The organism is Acinetobacter venetianus RAG-1 = CIP 110063 (assembly GCF_000368585.1).
Taxonomy (GTDB): Bacteria; Pseudomonadota; Gammaproteobacteria; order Pseudomonadales; family Moraxellaceae; genus Acinetobacter; species Acinetobacter venetianus.
The window spans coordinates 1,226,996-1,246,234 of the sequence record NZ_KB849558.1 but is presented as its reverse complement, the minus strand read 5'-3'; the positions used below and the strand labels follow the sequence as shown (position 1 = coordinate 1,246,234).

17 protein-coding genes are annotated in these 19,239 nt (G+C 39.0%); 14 read left to right on the top strand and 3 right to left on the bottom strand.

Features of this window, described 5'->3' with window-relative positions:
• The 12 genes from pcaC to F959_RS11355 all read left to right on the top strand — a co-directional run bounded on the left by pcaC (nucleotide 1) and on the right by F959_RS11355 (nucleotide 13,580).
• Nucleotides 1-414 (top strand): 4-carboxymuconolactone decarboxylase, encoded by a 414-nt coding sequence (pcaC, locus tag F959_RS11410; protein ID WP_004880303.1) that lies wholly within the window; start codon nucleotides 1-3, stop codon nucleotides 412-414.
• Between the two features lie 10 nt (nucleotides 415-424).
• Entirely contained in the window at nucleotides 425-1,150 is a 726-nt protein-coding gene (pcaH, locus tag F959_RS11405; protein ID WP_004880302.1) for a protocatechuate 3,4-dioxygenase subunit beta, read from the top strand.
• 12 nt (nucleotides 1,151-1,162) lie between these two features.
• Nucleotides 1,163-1,792: a protocatechuate 3,4-dioxygenase subunit alpha gene (gene pcaG, locus F959_RS11400; protein WP_004880301.1), complete on the top strand. Its 630-nt coding sequence runs from the start codon at nucleotides 1,163-1,165 to the stop codon at nucleotides 1,790-1,792.
• Nucleotides 1,793-1,861: 69 nt separating this feature from the next.
• Nucleotides 1,862-2,695, top strand: a complete 834-nt coding sequence (gene aroD / locus F959_RS11395; protein ID WP_162098222.1) for a type I 3-dehydroquinate dehydratase — start codon at nucleotides 1,862-1,864, stop codon at nucleotides 2,693-2,695.
• A 20-nt stretch (nucleotides 2,696-2,715) separates the two neighbouring features.
• Nucleotides 2,716-4,176: a right-handed parallel beta-helix repeat-containing protein gene (locus F959_RS11390; protein ID WP_004880299.1), complete on the top strand. Its 1,461-nt coding sequence runs from the start codon at nucleotides 2,716-2,718 to the stop codon at nucleotides 4,174-4,176.
• Nucleotides 4,177-4,195: 19 nt separating this feature from the next.
• On the top strand, nucleotides 4,196-5,524 hold the full coding sequence (locus tag F959_RS11385) for a carbohydrate porin (protein ID WP_004880298.1): 1,329 nt from the start codon (nucleotides 4,196-4,198) through the stop codon (nucleotides 5,522-5,524).
• Between the two features lie 16 nt (nucleotides 5,525-5,540).
• On the top strand, nucleotides 5,541-7,964 hold the full coding sequence (locus F959_RS11380; protein ID WP_004880297.1) for a glucose/quinate/shikimate family membrane-bound PQQ-dependent dehydrogenase: 2,424 nt from the start codon (nucleotides 5,541-5,543) through the stop codon (nucleotides 7,962-7,964).
• A gap of 202 nt (nucleotides 7,965-8,166) precedes the next feature.
• Nucleotides 8,167-8,667, top strand: coding sequence for a 2-oxo-4-hydroxy-4-carboxy-5-ureidoimidazoline decarboxylase (uraD, locus tag F959_RS11375; RefSeq protein ID WP_004880296.1), 501 nt, complete (start codon nucleotides 8,167-8,169; stop codon nucleotides 8,665-8,667).
• On the top strand, nucleotides 8,667-9,002 hold the full coding sequence (uraH, locus tag F959_RS11370; RefSeq protein ID WP_004880295.1) for a hydroxyisourate hydrolase: 336 nt from the start codon (nucleotides 8,667-8,669) through the stop codon (nucleotides 9,000-9,002). Before uraD ends, uraH begins: the two co-directional genes overlap by 1 nt.
• Before the next feature lie 52 nt (nucleotides 9,003-9,054).
• The gene (locus tag F959_RS11365; protein ID WP_004880293.1) at nucleotides 9,055-10,428 is read left to right on the top strand and encodes a nucleobase:cation symporter-2 family protein; all 1,374 of its coding nucleotides are present in this window, start codon (nucleotides 9,055-9,057) and stop codon (nucleotides 10,426-10,428) included.
• A gap of 191 nt (nucleotides 10,429-10,619) precedes the next feature.
• A complete protein-coding gene (locus tag F959_RS11360; protein ID WP_004880291.1) occupies nucleotides 10,620-11,915 on the top strand; it encodes a hypothetical protein in 1,296 nt (431 codons plus the stop codon).
• A gap of 123 nt (nucleotides 11,916-12,038) precedes the next feature.
• Nucleotides 12,039-13,580: an RNA-directed DNA polymerase gene (locus tag F959_RS11355; protein WP_227499172.1), complete on the top strand. Its 1,542-nt coding sequence runs from the start codon at nucleotides 12,039-12,041 to the stop codon at nucleotides 13,578-13,580.
• A gap of 113 nt (nucleotides 13,581-13,693) precedes the next feature.
• Here F959_RS11355 and hpxO read toward each other — a convergent pair whose 3' ends face one another.
• Together hpxO and F959_RS11345 are read right to left on the bottom strand one after the other, a co-directional pair.
• On the bottom strand, nucleotides 13,694-14,851 hold the full coding sequence (gene hpxO / locus F959_RS11350) for an FAD-dependent urate hydroxylase HpxO (RefSeq protein ID WP_004880287.1): 1,158 nt from the start codon (nucleotides 14,849-14,851) through the stop codon (nucleotides 13,694-13,696).
• Between the two features lie 226 nt (nucleotides 14,852-15,077).
• Nucleotides 15,078-15,788 (bottom strand): FadR/GntR family transcriptional regulator, encoded by a 711-nt coding sequence (locus F959_RS11345; RefSeq protein WP_004880285.1) that lies wholly within the window; start codon nucleotides 15,786-15,788, stop codon nucleotides 15,078-15,080.
• A 160-nt stretch (nucleotides 15,789-15,948) separates the two neighbouring features.
• Here F959_RS11345 and alc point away from each other — a divergent pair, with 160 nt between their 5' ends.
• Nucleotides 15,949-16,953 (top strand): allantoicase, encoded by a 1,005-nt coding sequence (alc, locus tag F959_RS11340; protein ID WP_004880283.1) that lies wholly within the window; start codon nucleotides 15,949-15,951, stop codon nucleotides 16,951-16,953.
• 66 nt (nucleotides 16,954-17,019) lie between these two features.
• Nucleotides 17,020-17,556, top strand: coding sequence for an ureidoglycolate lyase (locus F959_RS11335; protein WP_004880281.1), 537 nt, complete (start codon nucleotides 17,020-17,022; stop codon nucleotides 17,554-17,556).
• A 12-nt stretch (nucleotides 17,557-17,568) separates the two neighbouring features.
• On the opposite strand, the gene F959_RS11330 is transcribed toward F959_RS11335, so the two are convergent.
• Nucleotides 17,569-18,582 carry an isopenicillin N synthase family dioxygenase gene (locus tag F959_RS11330; RefSeq protein ID WP_004880280.1) on the bottom strand — a complete coding sequence of 338 codons (1,014 nt, stop codon included), beginning with the start codon at nucleotides 18,580-18,582 and terminating at the stop codon, nucleotides 17,569-17,571.
• Between the last annotated feature and the right edge of the window lie 657 nt (nucleotides 18,583-19,239).

The following is a 19,239-nucleotide window of genomic DNA, read 5'->3' as shown; positions in this document are numbered from 1 at the left end:
ATGAATGATGAGCAGCGTTATCAACAAGGACTCAAAGTCCGTACAGAAGTACTTGGTGAAAAACATGTCGGTCGTTCTTTAGAGAACCTGAATGATTTTAATCAAGATTTCCAGAATTTTATTAGTCGTTTCGCTTGGGGGGAAGTGTGGTCACGTGAAGGTTTACCACGCCACACCCGTAGTTTAGTCACCATCGCCATTTTATTGGCTTTGGGACGAGAAGATGAATTGAGAATGCATTTACGTGCTTGTTTTAACAACGGGGTGACCAAGGATGAGCTTAAAGAACTGATTTTACATAGTTCATTGTATGCAGGCTTACCAGCCGCAAATGCGGCCATGCATATGGCTGAAGAAGTGTTCAAAGAGCTTGGAATAGATGTGCAACCCATTTCAGTACAAGCAAAAGATTAAGGAGACAGTCATGTTAAATCACACATTGGGTGCATATCCGCAACGCGATACAGAGGATCATCCGCCAGCATATACACCGGGCTATAAAACCAGTGTATTACGCTCGCCAAAGAATGCATTGATTTCGATTAATGAAACATTGACTGAGGTGACTTCACCGCATTTTGAGCCAAGTATTTTTGGGCCTAAAGACAATGATTTGATTTTGAATTATGCCAAAGAAGGTCTGCCGATTGGTGAGCGGATTATTGTTCATGGCTACGTGCGTGATCAGTTTGGTCGCCCTGTAAAAAATGCCTTATTAGAAGTTTGGCAGGCCAATGCATCGGGTCGCTATCGTCATCCAAATGACAAGTTTATTGGTGCAATGGACCCGAACTTTGGTGGGTGTGGTCGTACATTAACTGATGAAAATGGATTCTATATTTTCCGTACCATTAAGCCCGGCCCATATCCTTGGCGTAACCGTATCAATGAATGGCGTCCTGCACATATCCATTTTTCTCTTATAGCTGATGGTTGGGCACAACGTTTGATTTCGCAGTTCTATTTTGAAGGCGATACCTTAATTGACTCATGCCCAATTTTAAAAACCATTCCATCTGAGGATCAACGCCGTGCTTTGATCGCGTTGGAAGACAAAAATAATTTCATTGAATCAGATAGCCGTTGCTACCGCTTTGATATTCATCTTCGTGGTCGTCGTGCGACTTATTTTGAAAATGATTTGACTTAATGGAGTGACAGAATGAACGCGTGGAATTTTCAGGAACTTAAAGAAACACCATCACAGACAGGTGGTCCTTATGTTCATATCGGTTTATTACCTCAACAAGCCAATATCGAAGTCTTTGAACATAACTTCAATAATCAGTTGGTAAATGAGCAAACTCAAGGTGAGCGTATTCGTCTTGAAGGTCAAGTGTTTGATGGACTTGGTTTGCCATTAAGAGATGTATTACTGGAAATCTGGCAAGCAGATGCCAATGGGGTTTATCCAAGTCAGGCTGATACGCAAGCAAAAACTGCTGATCCAAATTTTCATGGATGGGGACGCACAGGCGCAAATTTTGAAACTGGTTTCTGGAGTTTTAACACCGTAAAACCGGGTTCAGTTTCAGGACGTAAAGGTACGATCCAAGCACCGCATATCGCAGTGGCTTTATTTGCTCGTGGTATTAACATTGGTTTGCATACGCGTATTTATTTTGAAGATGAAGCAGATGCCAATGCGAACGATCCTGTTTTAAATAGCATCGAGTGGGCCACACGTCGCCAAACACTGATTGCAAAACGCACAGAAGCAGATGGTGAAATTGTTTATCGCTTTGATATCCGTATTCAAGGTGAAGATGAAACTGTGTTTTTTGATATTTAAGAGTTAATAACGAAAGATTGCTTTGTCTTGGGAAAGACGGGCAATCCATTAAGGATGATGAAGATGAAAATGAAAACACTGGCAGCGTTTACGCTGCTTGTAAGCCCTTTTTTTGCGGTTCAAATGACACAGGCACAAGAAAATACGCATAGCCCAGTTCAATTGGCTGAGTTGGCGAAATCCCCTGTTAAAACAATTGTACCGATCACAGCGAAAACGAAAGAACAGGCTTTGGCACAAGCAAAAGTGATTGCGGCAAATCCAGATGTAGATTTGGCTGAGTTTCGTATCGATTTACTTGATTTTGCGAATGAAAATAAACAAGTGATTGCATTGGGTCAGGAGCTAAAACAGATTCTAGGCAATAAGCCTATGATTGCGACGATTCGTACGCATAACGAAGGTGGCAAGCTAACGATTAGCGATGTTGATTATGGAAAAACTTACCAAGCTTATTTAAAACATCCTTTTATGGACATGTTGGATGTTGAAATGTTTCGTGACCAACAGATTGTCAAAAATATCGTGAAATTGGCGCATGATAAAAATGTACTGATCGTCATGTCGAATCATGATTTCCAAAAAACACCAAGTGAAGATGAGATCGTTAAACGCTTATTAAAACAAGATGAACTTGGGGCAGATATTTTAAAAATCGCAGTTATGCCACAAAGCAAACAAGATGTCTTCACTTTGATGAATGCAACTTTAAAAGTGAGCGAGTTGTCCAAGAAACCACTGCTCACAATGTCAATGGGAAGACTTGGAACGATTTCCCGAATTGCAACAGCAAATATGGGCGGTAGCTTTAGTTTTGGCATGATTGGCGAAGCTTCAGCACCAGGTCAAATTGATGTAACTCAACTAAAGCAGTTTTTAAAAACGGTTCAACCGACACAATAATTGAAAAGGATTTGTTAGACATGAAATTGATTTCTTTACGTTTAAGTACTTTGGCGATGGGTTTGGCTATATCTGGTTTGGCTACAGCAGAAACGTATGTGGTTGATCGTTATCAAGATGATTCTGAAAAAGGCTCATTACGTTGGGCGATAGAGCAGGCAAATACTCAGCCGACTGTAAGCAGTGAAATTTTGATCCAAGCGGTAGGAAAAGCACCTTATGCAATTAAGGTCAATAGTCCGCTTCCAGAAATTAAAGCACCCGTAAAAATTATTGGTACACAGTGGGCCAAAACTGGTGAGCATATCGCGATTGATGGTTCAAACTATATTAAAGGCACAGGAGTAGAAGCTTGTCCGGGAGCAGTTGCAGGGCAATTTGGTACTAATGTTCGAACGACAACTTTACCGGGAATTGTTTTACGTGACATTAACGGTGTAACTATCCAAGGTTTAGAGATTCGTCATTTCTGTATTGGTATTTTGATGAATCGTGCGAGTAATAACCTCATTCAAAACAACCGCATTATGCATAACTATGGTGGTGCAGGAGTAATGCTGACGGGTGATGATGGCAAAGGCAATCCAACTGCAACGACGACCAATAACAATAAAGTGCTCGATAACTATTTCCAAGACAATGGTGATGGGCTTGAGTTAACACGTGGTGCGGCATTTAACTTAGTCGCAAATAATCATTTTATTTCAACTTCAGCAAACCCAGAGCCGTCACAAGGCATAGAAATTCTTTGGGGGAATGATAATGCCGTGGTTGGGAATAAATTTGAGAATTATTCAGATGGTTTACAAATCAACTGGGGTAAACGTAACTATATCGCCTACAACGAACTCACCAATAACTCAAATGGTTTTAACTTGACGGGTGATGGCAATATTTTGGATAGCAACAAAGTGCATGGCAATCGTATAGGAATCGCCATTCGTTCAGAAAAAGATGCAAATGCACATATCACACTGACTAAAAATCTAATTTGGGATAACGCCAAAGATATTAAACGCTGTGAGGCAGGTGGGAGTTGTGTTCCAAATCAACGTTTAGGCGCGATAGTTTTTGATGTTCCGGGCTTAGAACATGCACATTTTGTGGGTTCTCGTGGGCATGGTGTGAAGATTGATCCTGCAAATTTACAGAAAACTTGCCAACAGCCAAATGAGCAAGGCTGTAATGCGCAGCCCAACCAAGCAATTCAAGCACCGAAATTGAGTTTCTCGAAAGGACAAGTGAATGTGGTTGTAAAAGGGCAACCAAACCAGCGTTATCAAGTTGAATTATTTGGCAATCGTTTAGCGAGTTCAAATGAGGCAGAAATTTACATAGGTTCAATCGTTGCTACGACTAATGCACAAGGCGAAGCGAATGTTTCATGGAAACCAACAACAAAAGTAGCATCTCTAACTGCAAATGTAACGGATCAACTCGGTGCAACATCTGAACTTAGTACAGCGCTAAAAATGAAATAAGAAAGCACGGAGGCTTTTTATGAACTCAAATAAGTTATTGATTAAATTAAGCTGTTTGGCAGTTGCTATCTGTACAGCGCAAAGCAGCTTTGCGAATGAACCGTGGTCACAAGATCGTCAATGGCTACTTGGTGATTGGAATGGTCAACGCCAACAACTTGAACAAGAGGGTTATAAGTTTACTGCATCGATTATGAGCCAAGGGGCGACCAATCTAGATGGCGGATATAACGATACCAACACATTTAAAAATGCAGCACAGTTAGCGTTAGGTGCAAATTTTGATTTAGAAAAAATTGCAGGATGGAAAGATACAACAGCCAATATTGTCATTACAAAACGTGATGGTAATGCGCTGACTCTTGAGCAGATTAAAGACCCACGCTCAAGTGCATTAGGTAACTCACAAGAAATTTATGGTCGAGGCAAAATCTGGCGTTTAACTCAAGCATGGGTAAAAAAAGGTTTTGCTGATAATACGGTTCAATTCAAGATTGGACGTATGGGCATGTCTGATGACTTTAATAGTTCGCAATGTGAATTCCAAAATCTACTGCTATGCGGTGGTCAGCTTGGAAAATCAATAGGAGCTATTTGGTACAACTGGCCTGTAGGGATTTGGGGAACCAATATCAAGTATCAGTTTTCCCCTGAATGGACGCTTGGAGTCGGTGTCTATGAAGTAAATCCTGACAATGTAAAAACCGAAAAAGACAGTGACGGTTTTAATTTGGATATGGATAACGTGAAAGGCGCAACGATTCCAGTAGAGCTAGTGTGGCGACCTAAACTTACGATATTTAATGGTTTGCCGGGAGAATATAAGGTTGGTGCGTTGTATTCGACTGCTGAAGCAAATGATATTGCGACGACCGATAAAGTCCATGATGGCAAGCATAGTTTTTGGTTGAATACTCAGCAGCAACTCACGCAGAAAGGCGACGATGCAAAACGCGGTTTATACGCCAGTTTTAATGTCGTTGTGAATGATAAAGCCACTACGGCAGTTCAAAGCACTCAGCAACTCGCACTTTGGTACAAAGGGGCTTTTGATAGTCGTCCACATGATTCGATTGGTTTTGGTATTGCCAATTATTTAGTCAATGACCGTTATAAAGATCGTCAAATCGCAACGAATACGAGTCGTGGTTATGACGAATATGATGCATTCGCAACAGATTATGTCCCAGTTCAACGAGATGAACTCAATGTTGAGCTGAACTATAGCTATCAATGGTCACCAGCAGTCATGTTAAGACCAAACCTACAATATATTCATCAACCCGCGGGTGTAAAAGAGGTGGATGATGCTTGGGTTGCTGGATTGAGCATGCGAGTGAATTTCTAATATAGGAGTATGACGTATGTCTGAATCTTCAAGCTCACATACCATACTGAAGATATGGTGTCTGATTTTAGGCTTAGTATTACTGCTCACAGGACTGTTTTTTACAGTCGGTGGCGCTAAGCTAGTAACATTAGGGGGATCATGGTATTTCGTGATCTCTGGTGTATTTACGTTAGCATCAGCAATTTTCATTTTTAAAAAGGAAGCAGTTGGCGTTTGGCTATTCAGCTTAGTGTTCATCGGTACGATTATTTGGTCACTTCTTGATGCGGGTTGGGAATTTTGGCCCTTATTTTCACGGTTGATGTTCCCAGCGGGTTTATTTGCGGCATTGATGTTTACATTACCTTCGATTCGTCGTTATCAAATTCAACCGAGTGCTGATTTAGCTGCTTATGGCTTAGGTGTACTGACTGTTCTAGGCATGTGTGTCGGTCTCTACCAAATGTTCCAACCTCATGCGACTGTTTCAGCTTCAGGTCAGGAACTACCATTAGTTCCAGTTAAAACAGACATGATGCAGACCAATTGGCAGCATTATGGACAGGATTCGGGCGGTAGTCGCTTTGCCGCATTAGATCAAATTTCTCGAGATAATGTTCATCAGTTAAAAGAAGTATGGCGTTTTCGTACAGGTGATTTTACGACGGGTACAGGCAATGGTGCAGAAGATCAAATGACACCTTTACAAGTCGGCAATAAGATTTTCTTGTGTACACCACATAACAATATTTTTGCTTTAGAGGCTGACTCTGGCAAGCAATTGTGGAAAGCAGAAGTTAATTCAAAAGCGGATGCGTGGGAACGTTGTCGTGGTGTTGCTTATTTTGATTCGACTCAACCTTTAGCCCAGCCAACATTAGCTGGTGCGACACCCGTTAAAACGGTTGCAACAGATACAACATGTTTAAGACGTGTGTATACCAATACACCAGATGGGCGATTAATCGCAGTAAATGCGGATACAGGTGAACGCTGCAAAGACTTCGGTGTAAACGGTACGGTGGACTTACTCAAAGGTTTAGGCGAGGGTACTAAAGCACCTCGTTTTGAAGTAACTTCAGCGCCAACGATTGCGGGAACAGTGCTCGTCGTTGGAAGCCGAATTGCAGATAACTTCGCAGCAGATATGCCGGGTGGAGTGATTCGTGCATACGATGTCATTACAGGTGAATTGCGTTGGGTATTTGATCCACGAAATCCTGATCCAAATTACATGCTTAAAGACGGTGAAACATACAAACGTAGTTCGGCGAACTCTTGGGCAGCGATGTCATATGATTCGCAAATGAATACCGTGTTTTTACCGATGGGTAGCTCATCTGTCGATGTTTGGGGTGGCAATCGTCAACCTTTAGATCATAAATACAATTCATCTGTTTTAGCTTTAGATGCGACAACAGGTAAAGAAAAATGGGTTTATCAAACGGTTCATAATGACTTATGGGATTTTGATTTACCGATGCAGCCAAGTTTGGTGAACTTCCCGATGAAAGATGGCAGCAATAAATCTGCTGTTGTAATTGGAACTAAATCAGGTCAATTCTTTGTCTTAGACCGCTTAACAGGTCAGCCTTTGACAAAAGTGATTGAACAACCTGTCAAGCCAGCGGATATCGAAGGTGAACAATATAGCCCAACGCAACCTCGATCAGTTGAAATGCCACAAATTGGTAATGCAACTTTGACTGAGTCTGATATGTGGGGTGCGACACCTTTTGATCAACTGATGTGTCGTATCAATTTTAAATCGATGCGTTACGAAGGCTTATATACTGCACCTGGTAAAGATAAATCTTTGAGTTTCCCAGGCTCCTTGGGTGGTATGAATTGGGGCAGTATTGCGTTTGATCCAAGTCATCAATACATGTTTGTGAATGACATGCGTTTAGGCTTATGGATTCAATTAATTGAACAGACACCTGAAGATTTAGCGCTTGAAGCTAATGGTGGTGAGAAAGTGAATACAGGTATGGGTGCAGTACCAATGAAAGGTACACCATATAAAGTTAACAAAGATCGCTTCTGGTCTAAGTTGAATATTCCATGTCAAAAACCGCCGTATGGAACAATGACTGCAATCGATATGAAAACACGTCAAATTGCATGGCAAGTTCCAATGGGTACTGTAGAAGATACTGGTCCGATGGGAATCAAAATGGGGCTTAAAGCACCAATTGGGATGCCAACGATCGGTGGGCCGATGGCAACGCAAGGTGGTTTAGTCTTCTTTGCTGCGACACAAGATTACTATTTACGTGCCTTAGATTCATCTACAGGTAAAGTCTTATGGAAGTCTCGTTTACCGGTGGGTAGCCAAGCTACACCGATTAGTTATGTTTCCCCTAAATCAGGGAAGCAATATGTATTGATTACCGCTGGTGGTGCACGTCAATCGCCAGATCATGGTGATTATGTGATTGCTTATAGCTTACATTAAGCATTTAATTGATCCGTTCTAAAGCCTGCAAAAGCTTACTTTTGCAGGCTTTTTTATTTAAATCATGCAAGCCATGTATTTTATAAAATCTCATAATCGATAATCAAAAAGATGAAACCAAACTAGAAAATTGGCATATTCATTGCTTAATATAAATACATCTGGTCAGACCAGTCAGACAATGCAATAAATTGGAGCAAAAATGGACTTGGAACAATTCAATCAATTGGATACAGCGCATGCCGAAGCGGTATTAAGCCCATGTGTCCATATTCATTCATGGATTGAGCATTTAGTTCAGCATCGTCCATATTCAACTCGTGATGCATTGTATCAGACTGCCAAAATTCAAGCTCAAACATGGCAATGGTCAGAGATAGCAAATGCTTTAGCGCAGCACCCTCGGATCGGTGAGAAAAAAGCAGCGAGTGCATTGTCTGAAAAAGAACAACGCTTTTCAGCCAAAGAGCAAGGACAACTTGGGGCAGATGAAGACCTTCAACAAGCACTGTATCAGGGCAATTTAGATTACGAATCTAAATTTGGACATATATTTTTAATTCGTGCGGCAGGGCGAACTGGCGCAGAAATGTTAGCTGAGTTACAACGCCGTTTAAACAATAGTGTGGTGCAGGAACAGCAAGAAGTTCAGCAACAATTGGCTGAGATTGCACTTATTCGCTTAGAACAGGAGATTCAATAATGGCTGGTATTAGTACGCACATTCTAAATGCTTCACTCGGAAAACCAGCAGTTGGAGTTACTGTCAAATTATTTCGAGAAGTAGAGCAACAATACGTGCTATCTGATGAGCAACAGACGGATGCTGATGGACGTATTAAAGCATTTGAGTTTGAGTCTTTTACGCAAGGGAATTACCAGCTGATTTTTGAAATTTCAGACTATTTTCAATCGTTAAATACAGAGAGTTTTTATCCGAGAGTGTGCATTGATTTTAAAGTACTTGATATACAACAACATTATCACGTACCGCTATTAATCAGCCCTTTTTCTTATTCAACCTACCGTGGCAGCTAATTTAGAAATTAACCGATGTAGACATGATTAATCTTATTTGAGGAATAACTTCATGCATCAAGACAAAGTGCACAGTGATGTCGATATGGATGTTTCAGCAGAACATCAATATTTGGGGATGAACAAAAATATCATCTATGGTTTGCAACATGTGTTGACCATGTATGGCGGAATTATCGCTCCACCACTGATTATTGGCGCAGCCGCAGGTTTAGACGGTTCGGAAATCGCATTATTAGTTGCTGCAGCACTGTTCGTCGGGGGAATTGCCACAGTTTTACAAACCATTGGTTTTAAACATTTCGGGGCGAAATTACCCATTGTGCAAGGTGTCTCGTTTGCAGGGGTTGCCACGATTCTTGCCATTGTCAGTACGGGTGGTGGGTTACCATCTGCATTTGGTGCCGTCATTGTGGCTTCGATTATCGGATTATTTCTAACTCCTTTTTTTGCCAAAATCATTCGATTCTTTCCGCCAGTCGTGACGGGTTGTGTGATTACCATGATCGGTATATCGCTTACACCTGTAGCGATTCGTTGGATTATGGGGGGAAATCCAAAGGCAGAAAACTGGGGCGATCCAGCAAATGTCGGACTTGCTGTTATGACTTTGGCAATCGTGATCATCTTTAGTATGTTACGCAGCCAAATTCTACGTCGACTGGCAATTTTAATTGCTATCGTATTGGGTACGATTCTGGCTTATTTCGCTGGCTTTGCAGATTTTTCAAAAGTTGCATCAGGTTCTATTTTTGCTTTACCTAGCTTTTTCCATTTTGGTTCTCCAGTTTTTGAATTCTCTGCAATTCTATCTATGACTATCGTGACTTTAGTCATCATGACGGAAACAACAGCGGATATTATTGCGATCGGAGAGATCGTGGGCACTAAAGTTGATTCAAAACGTATCGGCGATGGTTTGCGTGCAGATATGTTGTCGAGTGCAGTTTCACCGATCTTTGGTTCATTTATGCAAACCGCATTTGCCCAAAATGTAGGGCTGGTTGCGATTACAGGCATCAAAAGTCGTTTTGTAGTTGCAACTGCAGGTGGAATCTTAATCGTGTTGGGATTATTGCCAATCGTAGGTCGTTTAGTGGCTTCGATACCAATGCCCGTGTTAGGTGGCGCTGGAATCGTATTATTTGGCACAGTGGCGGCGAGTGGTATTCGTACTTTGGCGAAAGTTGATTACAACGACCACAAGAACTTAATTATTGTGGCGACTTCGTTGGCTATCGGGATGATTCCAATCGTAAATCATGAGTTCTATGCACAGTTTCCGATTTGGGTACAAACACTTCTTCATTCAGGCATTAGCTCCGCTTGCCTCACCGCAATTTTCTTAAATATTGTGTTTAACCACTTACCGTTTACCAAGAAGTCTTCGGAAGTTGCAACATTACCTGTAAATTCAGGTCATTAATTTCAACCTTAACGACCTCAGTTTTTAACAAGCAACGTTTTTAATTTTAATCATCAACCATTTAAAAATCGCTTATTCAATTTTGAATAGGTCTTGGGGAGCTTTTGACTTCAAAAAAGTTAAAAGTTGGGTTTTTGACAACTTAAAAAATGGATTGAGTTGATTTTTAAATGCATCATTCGGGGAACTTTATGAAAAATTTTACTTTGAAATCTGCAACTTTGCTGATTGCAATGGGGAGTATGAATCAGGTTTGGGCTGCGGATACCAGCTTAAATGGACTCTTTAATTTAGGACAGGACTGTAAAGTCCAAGATAATTCAGTGCAATCCGTACAAGCAATGTTGGGATGTGGAACGCTACATGGTGTAGTGAAATCGACCTATTACTCGTTAAATAATGGTTATTTTGTCAATAATTTGAACCAAGATACGGTCGCCATTGGTGGTTATGTTCGATATGAAACAGCGCCATTTCTCGGTGTACAAGCAGCGGTTGGTTATGACTTACAACGTCGTTTAGATGATAAAAATCAAAATGATGAAGTTGACGAGTTAAAAGAAGATCGTGATGGTTTAGCTGAAGCATATTTGACTTGGAAAAATGATCTTGCGCGAGTCACCATTGGTAATCAACGTTTGAATTTACCGTTTATGGGAGATTATGCAGACCGTCGTGTTTTGATGTATTTATACCAAGCCGCAGATGTTCAGGTCGGCAATAATACTGACTTTTTACGTCTAACCAAGGTGAATAAATACAAAAGCTATGGCGAAGATGAATTTACTAAGACATCTCGTCAAAACTCAAATATCGAAACAGATGGTTTATGGTCATTTGGTTTGGGTAAAAGTTTTGATTTAGCCAGTGATAAAAAATTAAAGGCGCAGCTTTGGTATCAAGATTATGATGATTACACGCGTTTGATCTATACCCAAGCCGATCTATCTTTTCCCAAATTAAATTATTCGCCAGAGTTTTCTGTGCAATATATTTCAGGTAAAGATCAAGGCAAAGCATTGGCAGGTGAGGTGAATAGTCAAATTTTTGGTGCACAAGCTGCGTTGAAAGTATTGTCTAAAGCGAGTTTGAAAGTGGCCTATAACTACATCAAACCAGACAGCGAAAGTTATTTAAATGGTGCTTTATTAACGCCGTACGCAACCAAAACTTCTTCAGGGGAAATCTTCGCACAACCATTTTTTACCAGCACACAAGATCTCGGTGCAGGAAATGCATTTATGCTTTCACTTGAAGGTAAAGTAACTGATCAAGTAATCGCAGGGGCACGTTATTCATTTATGGATTTGAAAGAAAAAGAGAATGTAGCAAGTCGAAATCAATCTGAATATATGATTTTTGGGATCTATAATTTTACAGGTGCTTTAAAAGGTTTCAGTGTGAGTAATTTCTTTGGTATCCAAACTTCACCACGTTATGAAAAAGACTTTTTACAAAACCGCTTTACAATGAGTTATAAGTTTTAATTTTTCTGAAATAATAAGAGCCTATTTCAGCTATGAAATGGGCTTTTAGAATTATTAGAAAAGTTAAATTGATTATATTTCTATTAGATTTATTCGAAATTTGATATTTTAAGAACAAATAAATTGAAACAGATTATTTTTATGAGTTCTTTGAGAAGCGAATCAGTTCTTAATTTAGATCATATTGAGGCTAGAAAATTTTTTCTAAAACAAGAAAGTTATTGTAATATTGACTTTCCTAAGTATATATGCTTTGAAAAGCTATTAACTAAAGTCAATAAAATATTAATTGGAAAAAATTTAAAGGATATGCAATCTAAAAATCCTAGAGATTATGATGATGTAAATTACTCTATATTGAATAATAAAGATGGAAGATATGCATGGAGACCATTACAACTTATCCACCCTGCATTGTATGTATCACTTGTACATAAGATAACAGAAGAAGATGTGTGGGATGAGATAAAAGGAAGATTTAACTTTTTTAGAAAAAATGAAAAAATCCAATGCCTAAGTATACCTGTACAATCTTTATCAAATAAAGTAGATAAAGCAGAGCAAATATTAAATTGGTGGCAGGAGATTGAACAGCATTCAATAGAGCAATCTTTAGATTATGAGTATATGTTAGAAACGGACTTAACTGATTGCTATAGCTCTATTTATACTCATTCAATTGCATGGGCATTGCATAAGAAAGAAGTTGCAAAAGCTAAGAGGTTAGACAAAACCTTAATAGGTAATATTATTGATGGTCATATTCAAGACATGCGTCATGGTCAAACCAATGGTATACCTCAGGGTTCTGTATTAATGGATTTTATAGCAGAGATTGTTTTAGGTTTTGCTGATAGTGAGTTAACCGATCGAATTAAAAAAGATGGTAAAGAAATAAAAGATTATTCAATTTTACGTTATAGAGATGATTACCGTATTTTTGTAAATAATCCACAGGATGGTGAAAAAATTGTCAAGTTTTTGACTGAAATAATGATTGATTTAGGTTTGAAATTAAATCAGTCTAAGACAAGGTCAAATGACAATGTTATTTATTCTTCTATAAAGTTAGATAAATTATCATGGATAAAGAAAAAACAGATTGATAAGAATATACAGAAACATTTATTAATTATATATGATCATGCACTTGAATTTCCAAACTCAGGGAGCCTTAGCGCAGCATTAAATTATTTTCATAGTAGACTTGTTAGAACAAAAGTGATACATCAACCTTTAGTGTTGATTTCAATAATCATAGATATTGCATATAAAAACCCCCGTACTTATTCAATAAGTGTCGCAATTTTAAGTCTATTAATTAGTTTCATCAATGATAAAAAAGAAAAGAAAATGTTAATTTTAAAGATACAGGCTAAATTTTCTAAGATTCCAAATACTGGTCACATGGAAATATGGATTCAGAGAGCAACATTACCTATTGATCAGAATATTTCTTATAACGAGCCAATTTGTGATTTAGTTCTAGGAAAGAATAGTATCAAATTATGGAATAATGATTGGATAAGATCACCCAAACTAAAAAAAGCTATGGATGCAATAGCAATCATAGATAACAATGAAGTTAAACGACTAAAACCACTTATTTTAAAAGAAGAAGTCGACTTGTTTGCTTCCAATATATCTTATGATGATGGATATTGAGGTGAAACAGTGAGTAGTTTCTACTTGCGATGGAGTTTTAGTGAAAATGATATTTTAGAATTATTTAGACAAAAAAAGCCCCCATTGAAGGGGGGAGTTAAAACTTGTAGCTATCAATCTAAAGGATTTCCCACAATATTGCTAATAATTCCTTGCATGATGTGTGATCCTTGTTCTGTATAGAGTGATTGATACCATTCTTCAGTCACTTTTTGATCTTTCATATGTGTTACATCGCAACGTTTACGCGCACGTAGTACCATTTCTTTTGTGCGATCATTACGTTTATTTTGATAACGCTCAAGCGCATCATCCAATCCGAAAGTATTTATCTGCAAAGCGCGTGCCAAGTAGATCGCATCTTCCATCGCTTGGCAACCACCTTGACCAATATCAGGGGTGGTACTGTGTGCTGCATCGCCTAATAACACCACGCGACCTTTATAAAAATTCATAAAAGGTTCAATGTCATGAATTTCGACACGATTGGTTCTTTGTTCATCTAAGCAATCAATCAATTGATGCACAGGTGCGCACCAGTCTTGAAAATGCTTTTTCAATTCAGTTTTATATTGATCACGTTGGTTAGGTAAACCGACCTCTATGGGTACATCAAAGAAGAAATAGAATCGATTTTCCGCGACAGGCATGAGAGATACACGTTTTCCTTCACCTACATAAGTTGTCCATTGTTGTGCTGGAGCAATAGCCTCATCAATTTCAACCAAACCATTCCAGTTTACATAGCCTGCGTAGCGGCGTTCCACTTGATAGCCAAGAACAAATTTACGTGTAATTGAATGTGTGCCATCTGCACCAATTAAAAGATCAGCTTTGACTTGAGAACCATCGTGAAAATGCAAACAGACATGATCAGCATGATCTTCAATTGCCGTCATTTTCATACCGAGTTTGATATCTTCCAGACCAAATTGCTGCATCAATAATTGTTGTAAATCAGCACGAGCAACAGGGTAGGCTCGTTGCCCAACTTCTTTATAGAGAGGAGTTAAGCTGAATTGAGTCATGGTGTGCTGATTCAGTCCATCAACATAGGCAAGAGACTCCATCTCTCCGCCCAATGCTTGAATCTGATCAGTCAACCCTAAATAGTTAAGGCACTTTACACCATTTGACCAAAGTGAAATCGCAGCTCCAACAGGTAGAATCTCAGCAGCTTGTTCGTAGATCGTGACTTGATGACCAAACTTTTTTAAAGCGATACCAGCCGTTAAACCGCCCATACCTGCACCAACAATCGCAATATTCATTTTTAGACCCTAAATATTTTATCAATTCATCAAAAATTTCTAAGGAGTATTAAGCGAGAAGCGTGCCAATTTTATAAACTGGTTTTACTGGTCATACCAGTAGTTTTGCATCATTAGAATGCAAGATAGGGTGAGGCGCAATATCATTGTTCAGAAGATGAAATAAAGTGGTGCAACTTGTGCTGATCTTATCGGTTGGATATATTCAAAGTTAATTTGTGTACCTTTAGCTATCATGTCGAGAAAAATAAACACCAGCTCTTTGTGCAGCACCAATAATATGTACACGCATGGCTTTTTCAGCAGCAGGTGCGTCTTGTTGGAAAAGTGCTTGCAATATCAAATCATGTTCTTGAATGGTCTTGAATGCTAAGTTTGGTTGAACAAATGGAAGAATTTGACTCTTTTTAATCCATTCAGTATGCATTTTAAGAGTTTGAATAATAGATTGATTGTGACTCAACTCGATCACATGTTGATGAAACGCATAGTCAAATTCAGAAGCGGCTTGCCAGTCCTGTTCTTTGATTGCATGTGCTAGATTTTCATAATATTGCTGCAATATTGTTTTATCTTGTTCAGTTAAATATTCACATGCAAGTAGGGCACAAAAGCCTTCAAGTACATAGCGTAATTGATAAAAGTCTTTTAATGAAACTCGATGTTCTCCATCCCATTGTTCAGCCGCTTGGCTATGTTGTGAGATGACATAAACGCCTTTACCTGCTTTGATTTCTAAGAGACCTAAGGCTGCAAGACGAGTCAGGGCTTCACGTAAAGAGGCGCGGCTTATGCCGAGTTGTGCCGCTAAATCACGTTGCGAGGGCAAGGCTGATCCAATCGCATAGCTGCCTTGTTGAATGCGTTGATGAATCACTTCCACAGCTTGCTCAGTCACCTGAGATGATTTTCCATTGAGCACAGCTTGTGGGTTCATTGGCGACGCATCCAAAAATAATAAACAGTTTGATTCTACACAAAAATTACGATTTTTTTAGTGACTAAATTAAAAATTAGGAATATTTTTATAACAGGTCAGACCAGTTGGACTGGATTTTGCATAATTGAATTGAAGTAAAAATATTTAGGATTGATCAATGACGGTGCATATAGCGAAAACAGTAACTTTACCAGATCATTTACAGGGTTTAACGAATTTGGCTGATACCCGAATTGGTGCAACCATTGTGTCTTGTTCAGATGATTTTTTCGCAGAAGCCAAAAGAATGCTTCAAACTGAACCAGCCAAATTCATCGAAGGTAAATATGATGACAATGGTAAATGGATGGATGGTTGGGAAACCCGACGTAAACGCGAAGCAGGCTATGACTGGTGTGTTGTCCGTTTAGGAGTTACTGGAACAGTCTCTGGTTTTGACATTGATACTTCATTTTTCACAGGAAATTATCCTGCATCGGCGTCAATTGAAGGATGTTATGCACCAGATGAGCAACTCGATCAAGTGGAGTGGATTTCATTATTAGAAAACTCAGTATTGTCACCCGATCATCATCATTTTTTTAAGTGTCATCCTCAAAAGATTACGCATATCCGTATCAATATTTTCCCAGACGGGGGAATTGCCCGTTTACGTGTCTATGGAAATGTTGTTTTAGAGCATGTAGATACGACTCAGCAAATGGATCTAATTGGATTGAAAAATGGTGGGAGAGTTGTTGCATATAGCGATGCACATTTTGGTCATCCCAATAACTTATTAAGTCCTGAGCGTGGCATCAATATGGGGGATGGCTGGGAAACCAAGCGTCGCCGTGAACCTGGATTTGATTGGTGCATTATTGCTTTAGGGCAGGCAGGGCATGTTGAAAAAATTGAAGTTGATACCGCTTATTTTAAAGGGAATTATCCTGCATTTTGTTCAATCCAAGCTGCATATGTTGAAGATGCGACTGATGCTCAACTGATTCCTCAAAGTATGTTTTGGTCTTTTTTATTGGAGCAGCAACCTTTATCCATGGATGCAATCCATGAATATCTTGCAGAAGTTTTGCAGCATCAAAAAGTGAATTATATCCGTGTAAATATGATTCCTGATGGTGGGATTAGTCGCATTCGTTTATGGGGTAAGGTCGGTATTTAAGCAGCATGGTGTCGGGCGTATTTACTGCGCCCTGATATTGGCTTAGCGATTTAGGATGTTCTAGTAATGAATAAAACCATGATTCCAATACAACCTTTAACCCAAGAGACATTTGCAGCATTTGGCGATGTGATTGAAACTACAGGGCGAGATTTTTTTCCAATTAATCAAGGTTTAACAGAGCGCTATCATGCATTGTCTATTGCACAAGTGTCTGGCGATAATGTTGCTGTGGGGATCAGTGTTTTCCATAATTTGGCGGCAACAACGCTTCCTTTTAGTATTGAAATGTTGGAACGGCATCCTTATGGTTCACAGTCTTTTATTCCATTACAACAACAGAAATTTGTGATTGTGGTGGCATTGCCATTTAATGAAACACAACCTGATGAACAACAGATTTATGCCTTTTTATCCAATGGTCGGCAAGGTGTTACTTACCACCAAGGGGTTTGGCATCATCCACTCATTACTTTAGAAGCTAAAAGTGATTTTTTAGTGGTGGATCGTATCGGTGAGGGCAAAAATTGTGATGTACACCATTTGACTCAGTCATATTCGATTATTGAACAGCAGCTGCAGTCAGAGATAGTGAGTCTCTGACCGCAAATTTACTCAGTATTTTCCTTCAAAATTTGCACTAATTCTTTGTTTTAAATATTCCTTAGCTGTGATCACAGGGTATTTCTTTTTAGGACTTTCAATCACCACATCTTCATTGGCTTGGCAAAAGAATGCCAAACTATATCGTGGACCCTGATATTCATGAGCTTCAGGATTTTTTACACGATGGAAATTAGATGGCAATTGATCATCGCTCCAACGCATCAGCATATCGCCAATATTACAGGTAATCACATCATCTCTTGGTTCAATGCTGGTCCATTGTTGTTGTTCCATATCTTTACCAGGACAGACTTGCAAGCCGCCTTGACCTTTGCGCTGGAACAATAAAGTTAAGCAATCAAAATCAGTGTGTGCACCTGCACGCCATAAACCAAGTTGATCTTTAATGGCTGGATCGATTGCATAGTAGTGCAACATCCGCAGAGTACTTTGATATGTTTCTTGGTCTGGATCATGTGCAAGCGCAAAGAAATTATCTGCAAAGCCAAGTTTGTAGGCGAAGCAAGATAATATTTTCATACCGACTTGCCAGCAAGATTTTTCAAACTCAAGCATGGTTGTTTTAAATGTCGGTAATTCATGTTCGCTTGGATATAAGCCTGCCATGCGAGGACGAGTGATTTGATAAGATTCTTTTTGATCAGGCGTACTGGTTGATGGTCGGATTTGCGCTTTACTTTCCCAGCCTGCATTACGGTTCAATGGGTATTGTGCTTTGATATGTTCAGGAAGATTGAAAAAGTTTTCAGTCATTTCAAAGGCATTTTTGATTTGATCTAAATCAATGCCATGATTTGAAACTTGAAAAAAACCAATATCTGTTGCGGCTGACCAGAGCTGATCTGCTATGTCATACTTACGTTGTTCGAAGTCAGATAAATCAATCACGCGAACTTCACGTTCAAATGTTTCTTGACCTAAAGCGCCCATGCGAGATTCTTTCTGGAGTTCTTCGAGGCTGTAGTTATTTTCTTCAGCTAAGTTGGTCATGTTTGCATTCATATTTCACCTCAATTTTTGGATAGACCATGACCCAATCAAATTGAATGGAAGGTGACTGGGTCATTATTTCAAAAAAGAGCAACACTTTCTAAATCAATAGAAAGTGAGCTTATTTCTGAGCAATGACCCACATATATTTTTAGATATATGCTGAACGCTTCTACTCTGACAAATCTATATAAGCATTTTCTATACCAATGTTTATAAATAAGTCATGAACGAGATTGCTATGTAAAAAGTCTTAGATTTTCGACTGTTTAGCTAAAAATAAATCAATAGGTTTGGTGGCTAATTTAATATTTGATTCTTTTTTGCGCATGGTATGGACTTAAAATGGTGCATTTTATTTTTTTATCTAAAATAATTCAGAATAAAGCGCAGATGTTAGTGAAGAATGAATAGCTAACATTAATATGCAATCTAGTCTGTTAATCTATCTATATGAAAAATATCTATTAAATAAATACTGGCATGGTGTTTGCTAAATCATAAGTGAGTATAAGCGGTTAGTGTGTATTACACATGGGACATTGCTCTACAGCGTTAGCTGTTCCTCTTTTGGGGACAAAGTCATTATTTGGCTTTGAGAGAATCTGTGTGCTTTTATACATTTGGTTTTGATTCCCCTAAAAGAATAGCGAAATGAGTTCATACATA

Coding starts and splice junctions, on each gene's coding strand:
- pcaH (WP_004880302.1), top strand. CDS start 425: ATGTTAAATCACACATTGGGTGCATATCCGCAACGCGATACAGAGGAT.
- alc (WP_004880283.1), top strand. CDS start 15,949: ATGACGGTGCATATAGCGAAAACAGTAACTTTACCAGATCATTTACAG.
- pcaC (WP_004880303.1), top strand. CDS start 1: ATGAATGATGAGCAGCGTTATCAACAAGGACTCAAAGTCCGTACAGAA.
- F959_RS11380 (WP_004880297.1), top strand. CDS start 5,541: ATGTCTGAATCTTCAAGCTCACATACCATACTGAAGATATGGTGTCTG.
- F959_RS11330 (WP_004880280.1), bottom strand. CDS start 18,582: ATGAATGCAAACATGACCAACTTAGCTGAAGAAAATAACTACAGCCTC.
- hpxO (WP_004880287.1), bottom strand. CDS start 14,851: ATGAATATTGCGATTGTTGGTGCAGGTATGGGCGGTTTAACGGCTGGT.
- uraD (WP_004880296.1), top strand. CDS start 8,167: ATGGACTTGGAACAATTCAATCAATTGGATACAGCGCATGCCGAAGCG.
- uraH (WP_004880295.1), top strand. CDS start 8,667: ATGGCTGGTATTAGTACGCACATTCTAAATGCTTCACTCGGAAAACCA.
- F959_RS11385 (WP_004880298.1), top strand. CDS start 4,196: ATGAACTCAAATAAGTTATTGATTAAATTAAGCTGTTTGGCAGTTGCT.
- aroD (WP_162098222.1), top strand. CDS start 1,862: ATGAAAACACTGGCAGCGTTTACGCTGCTTGTAAGCCCTTTTTTTGCG.
- F959_RS11365 (WP_004880293.1), top strand. CDS start 9,055: ATGCATCAAGACAAAGTGCACAGTGATGTCGATATGGATGTTTCAGCA.
- F959_RS11390 (WP_004880299.1), top strand. CDS start 2,716: ATGAAATTGATTTCTTTACGTTTAAGTACTTTGGCGATGGGTTTGGCT.
- F959_RS11360 (WP_004880291.1), top strand. CDS start 10,620: ATGAAAAATTTTACTTTGAAATCTGCAACTTTGCTGATTGCAATGGGG.
- F959_RS11345 (WP_004880285.1), bottom strand. CDS start 15,788: ATGAACCCACAAGCTGTGCTCAATGGAAAATCATCTCAGGTGACTGAG.
- pcaG (WP_004880301.1), top strand. CDS start 1,163: ATGAACGCGTGGAATTTTCAGGAACTTAAAGAAACACCATCACAGACA.
- F959_RS11335 (WP_004880281.1), top strand. CDS start 17,020: ATGAATAAAACCATGATTCCAATACAACCTTTAACCCAAGAGACATTT.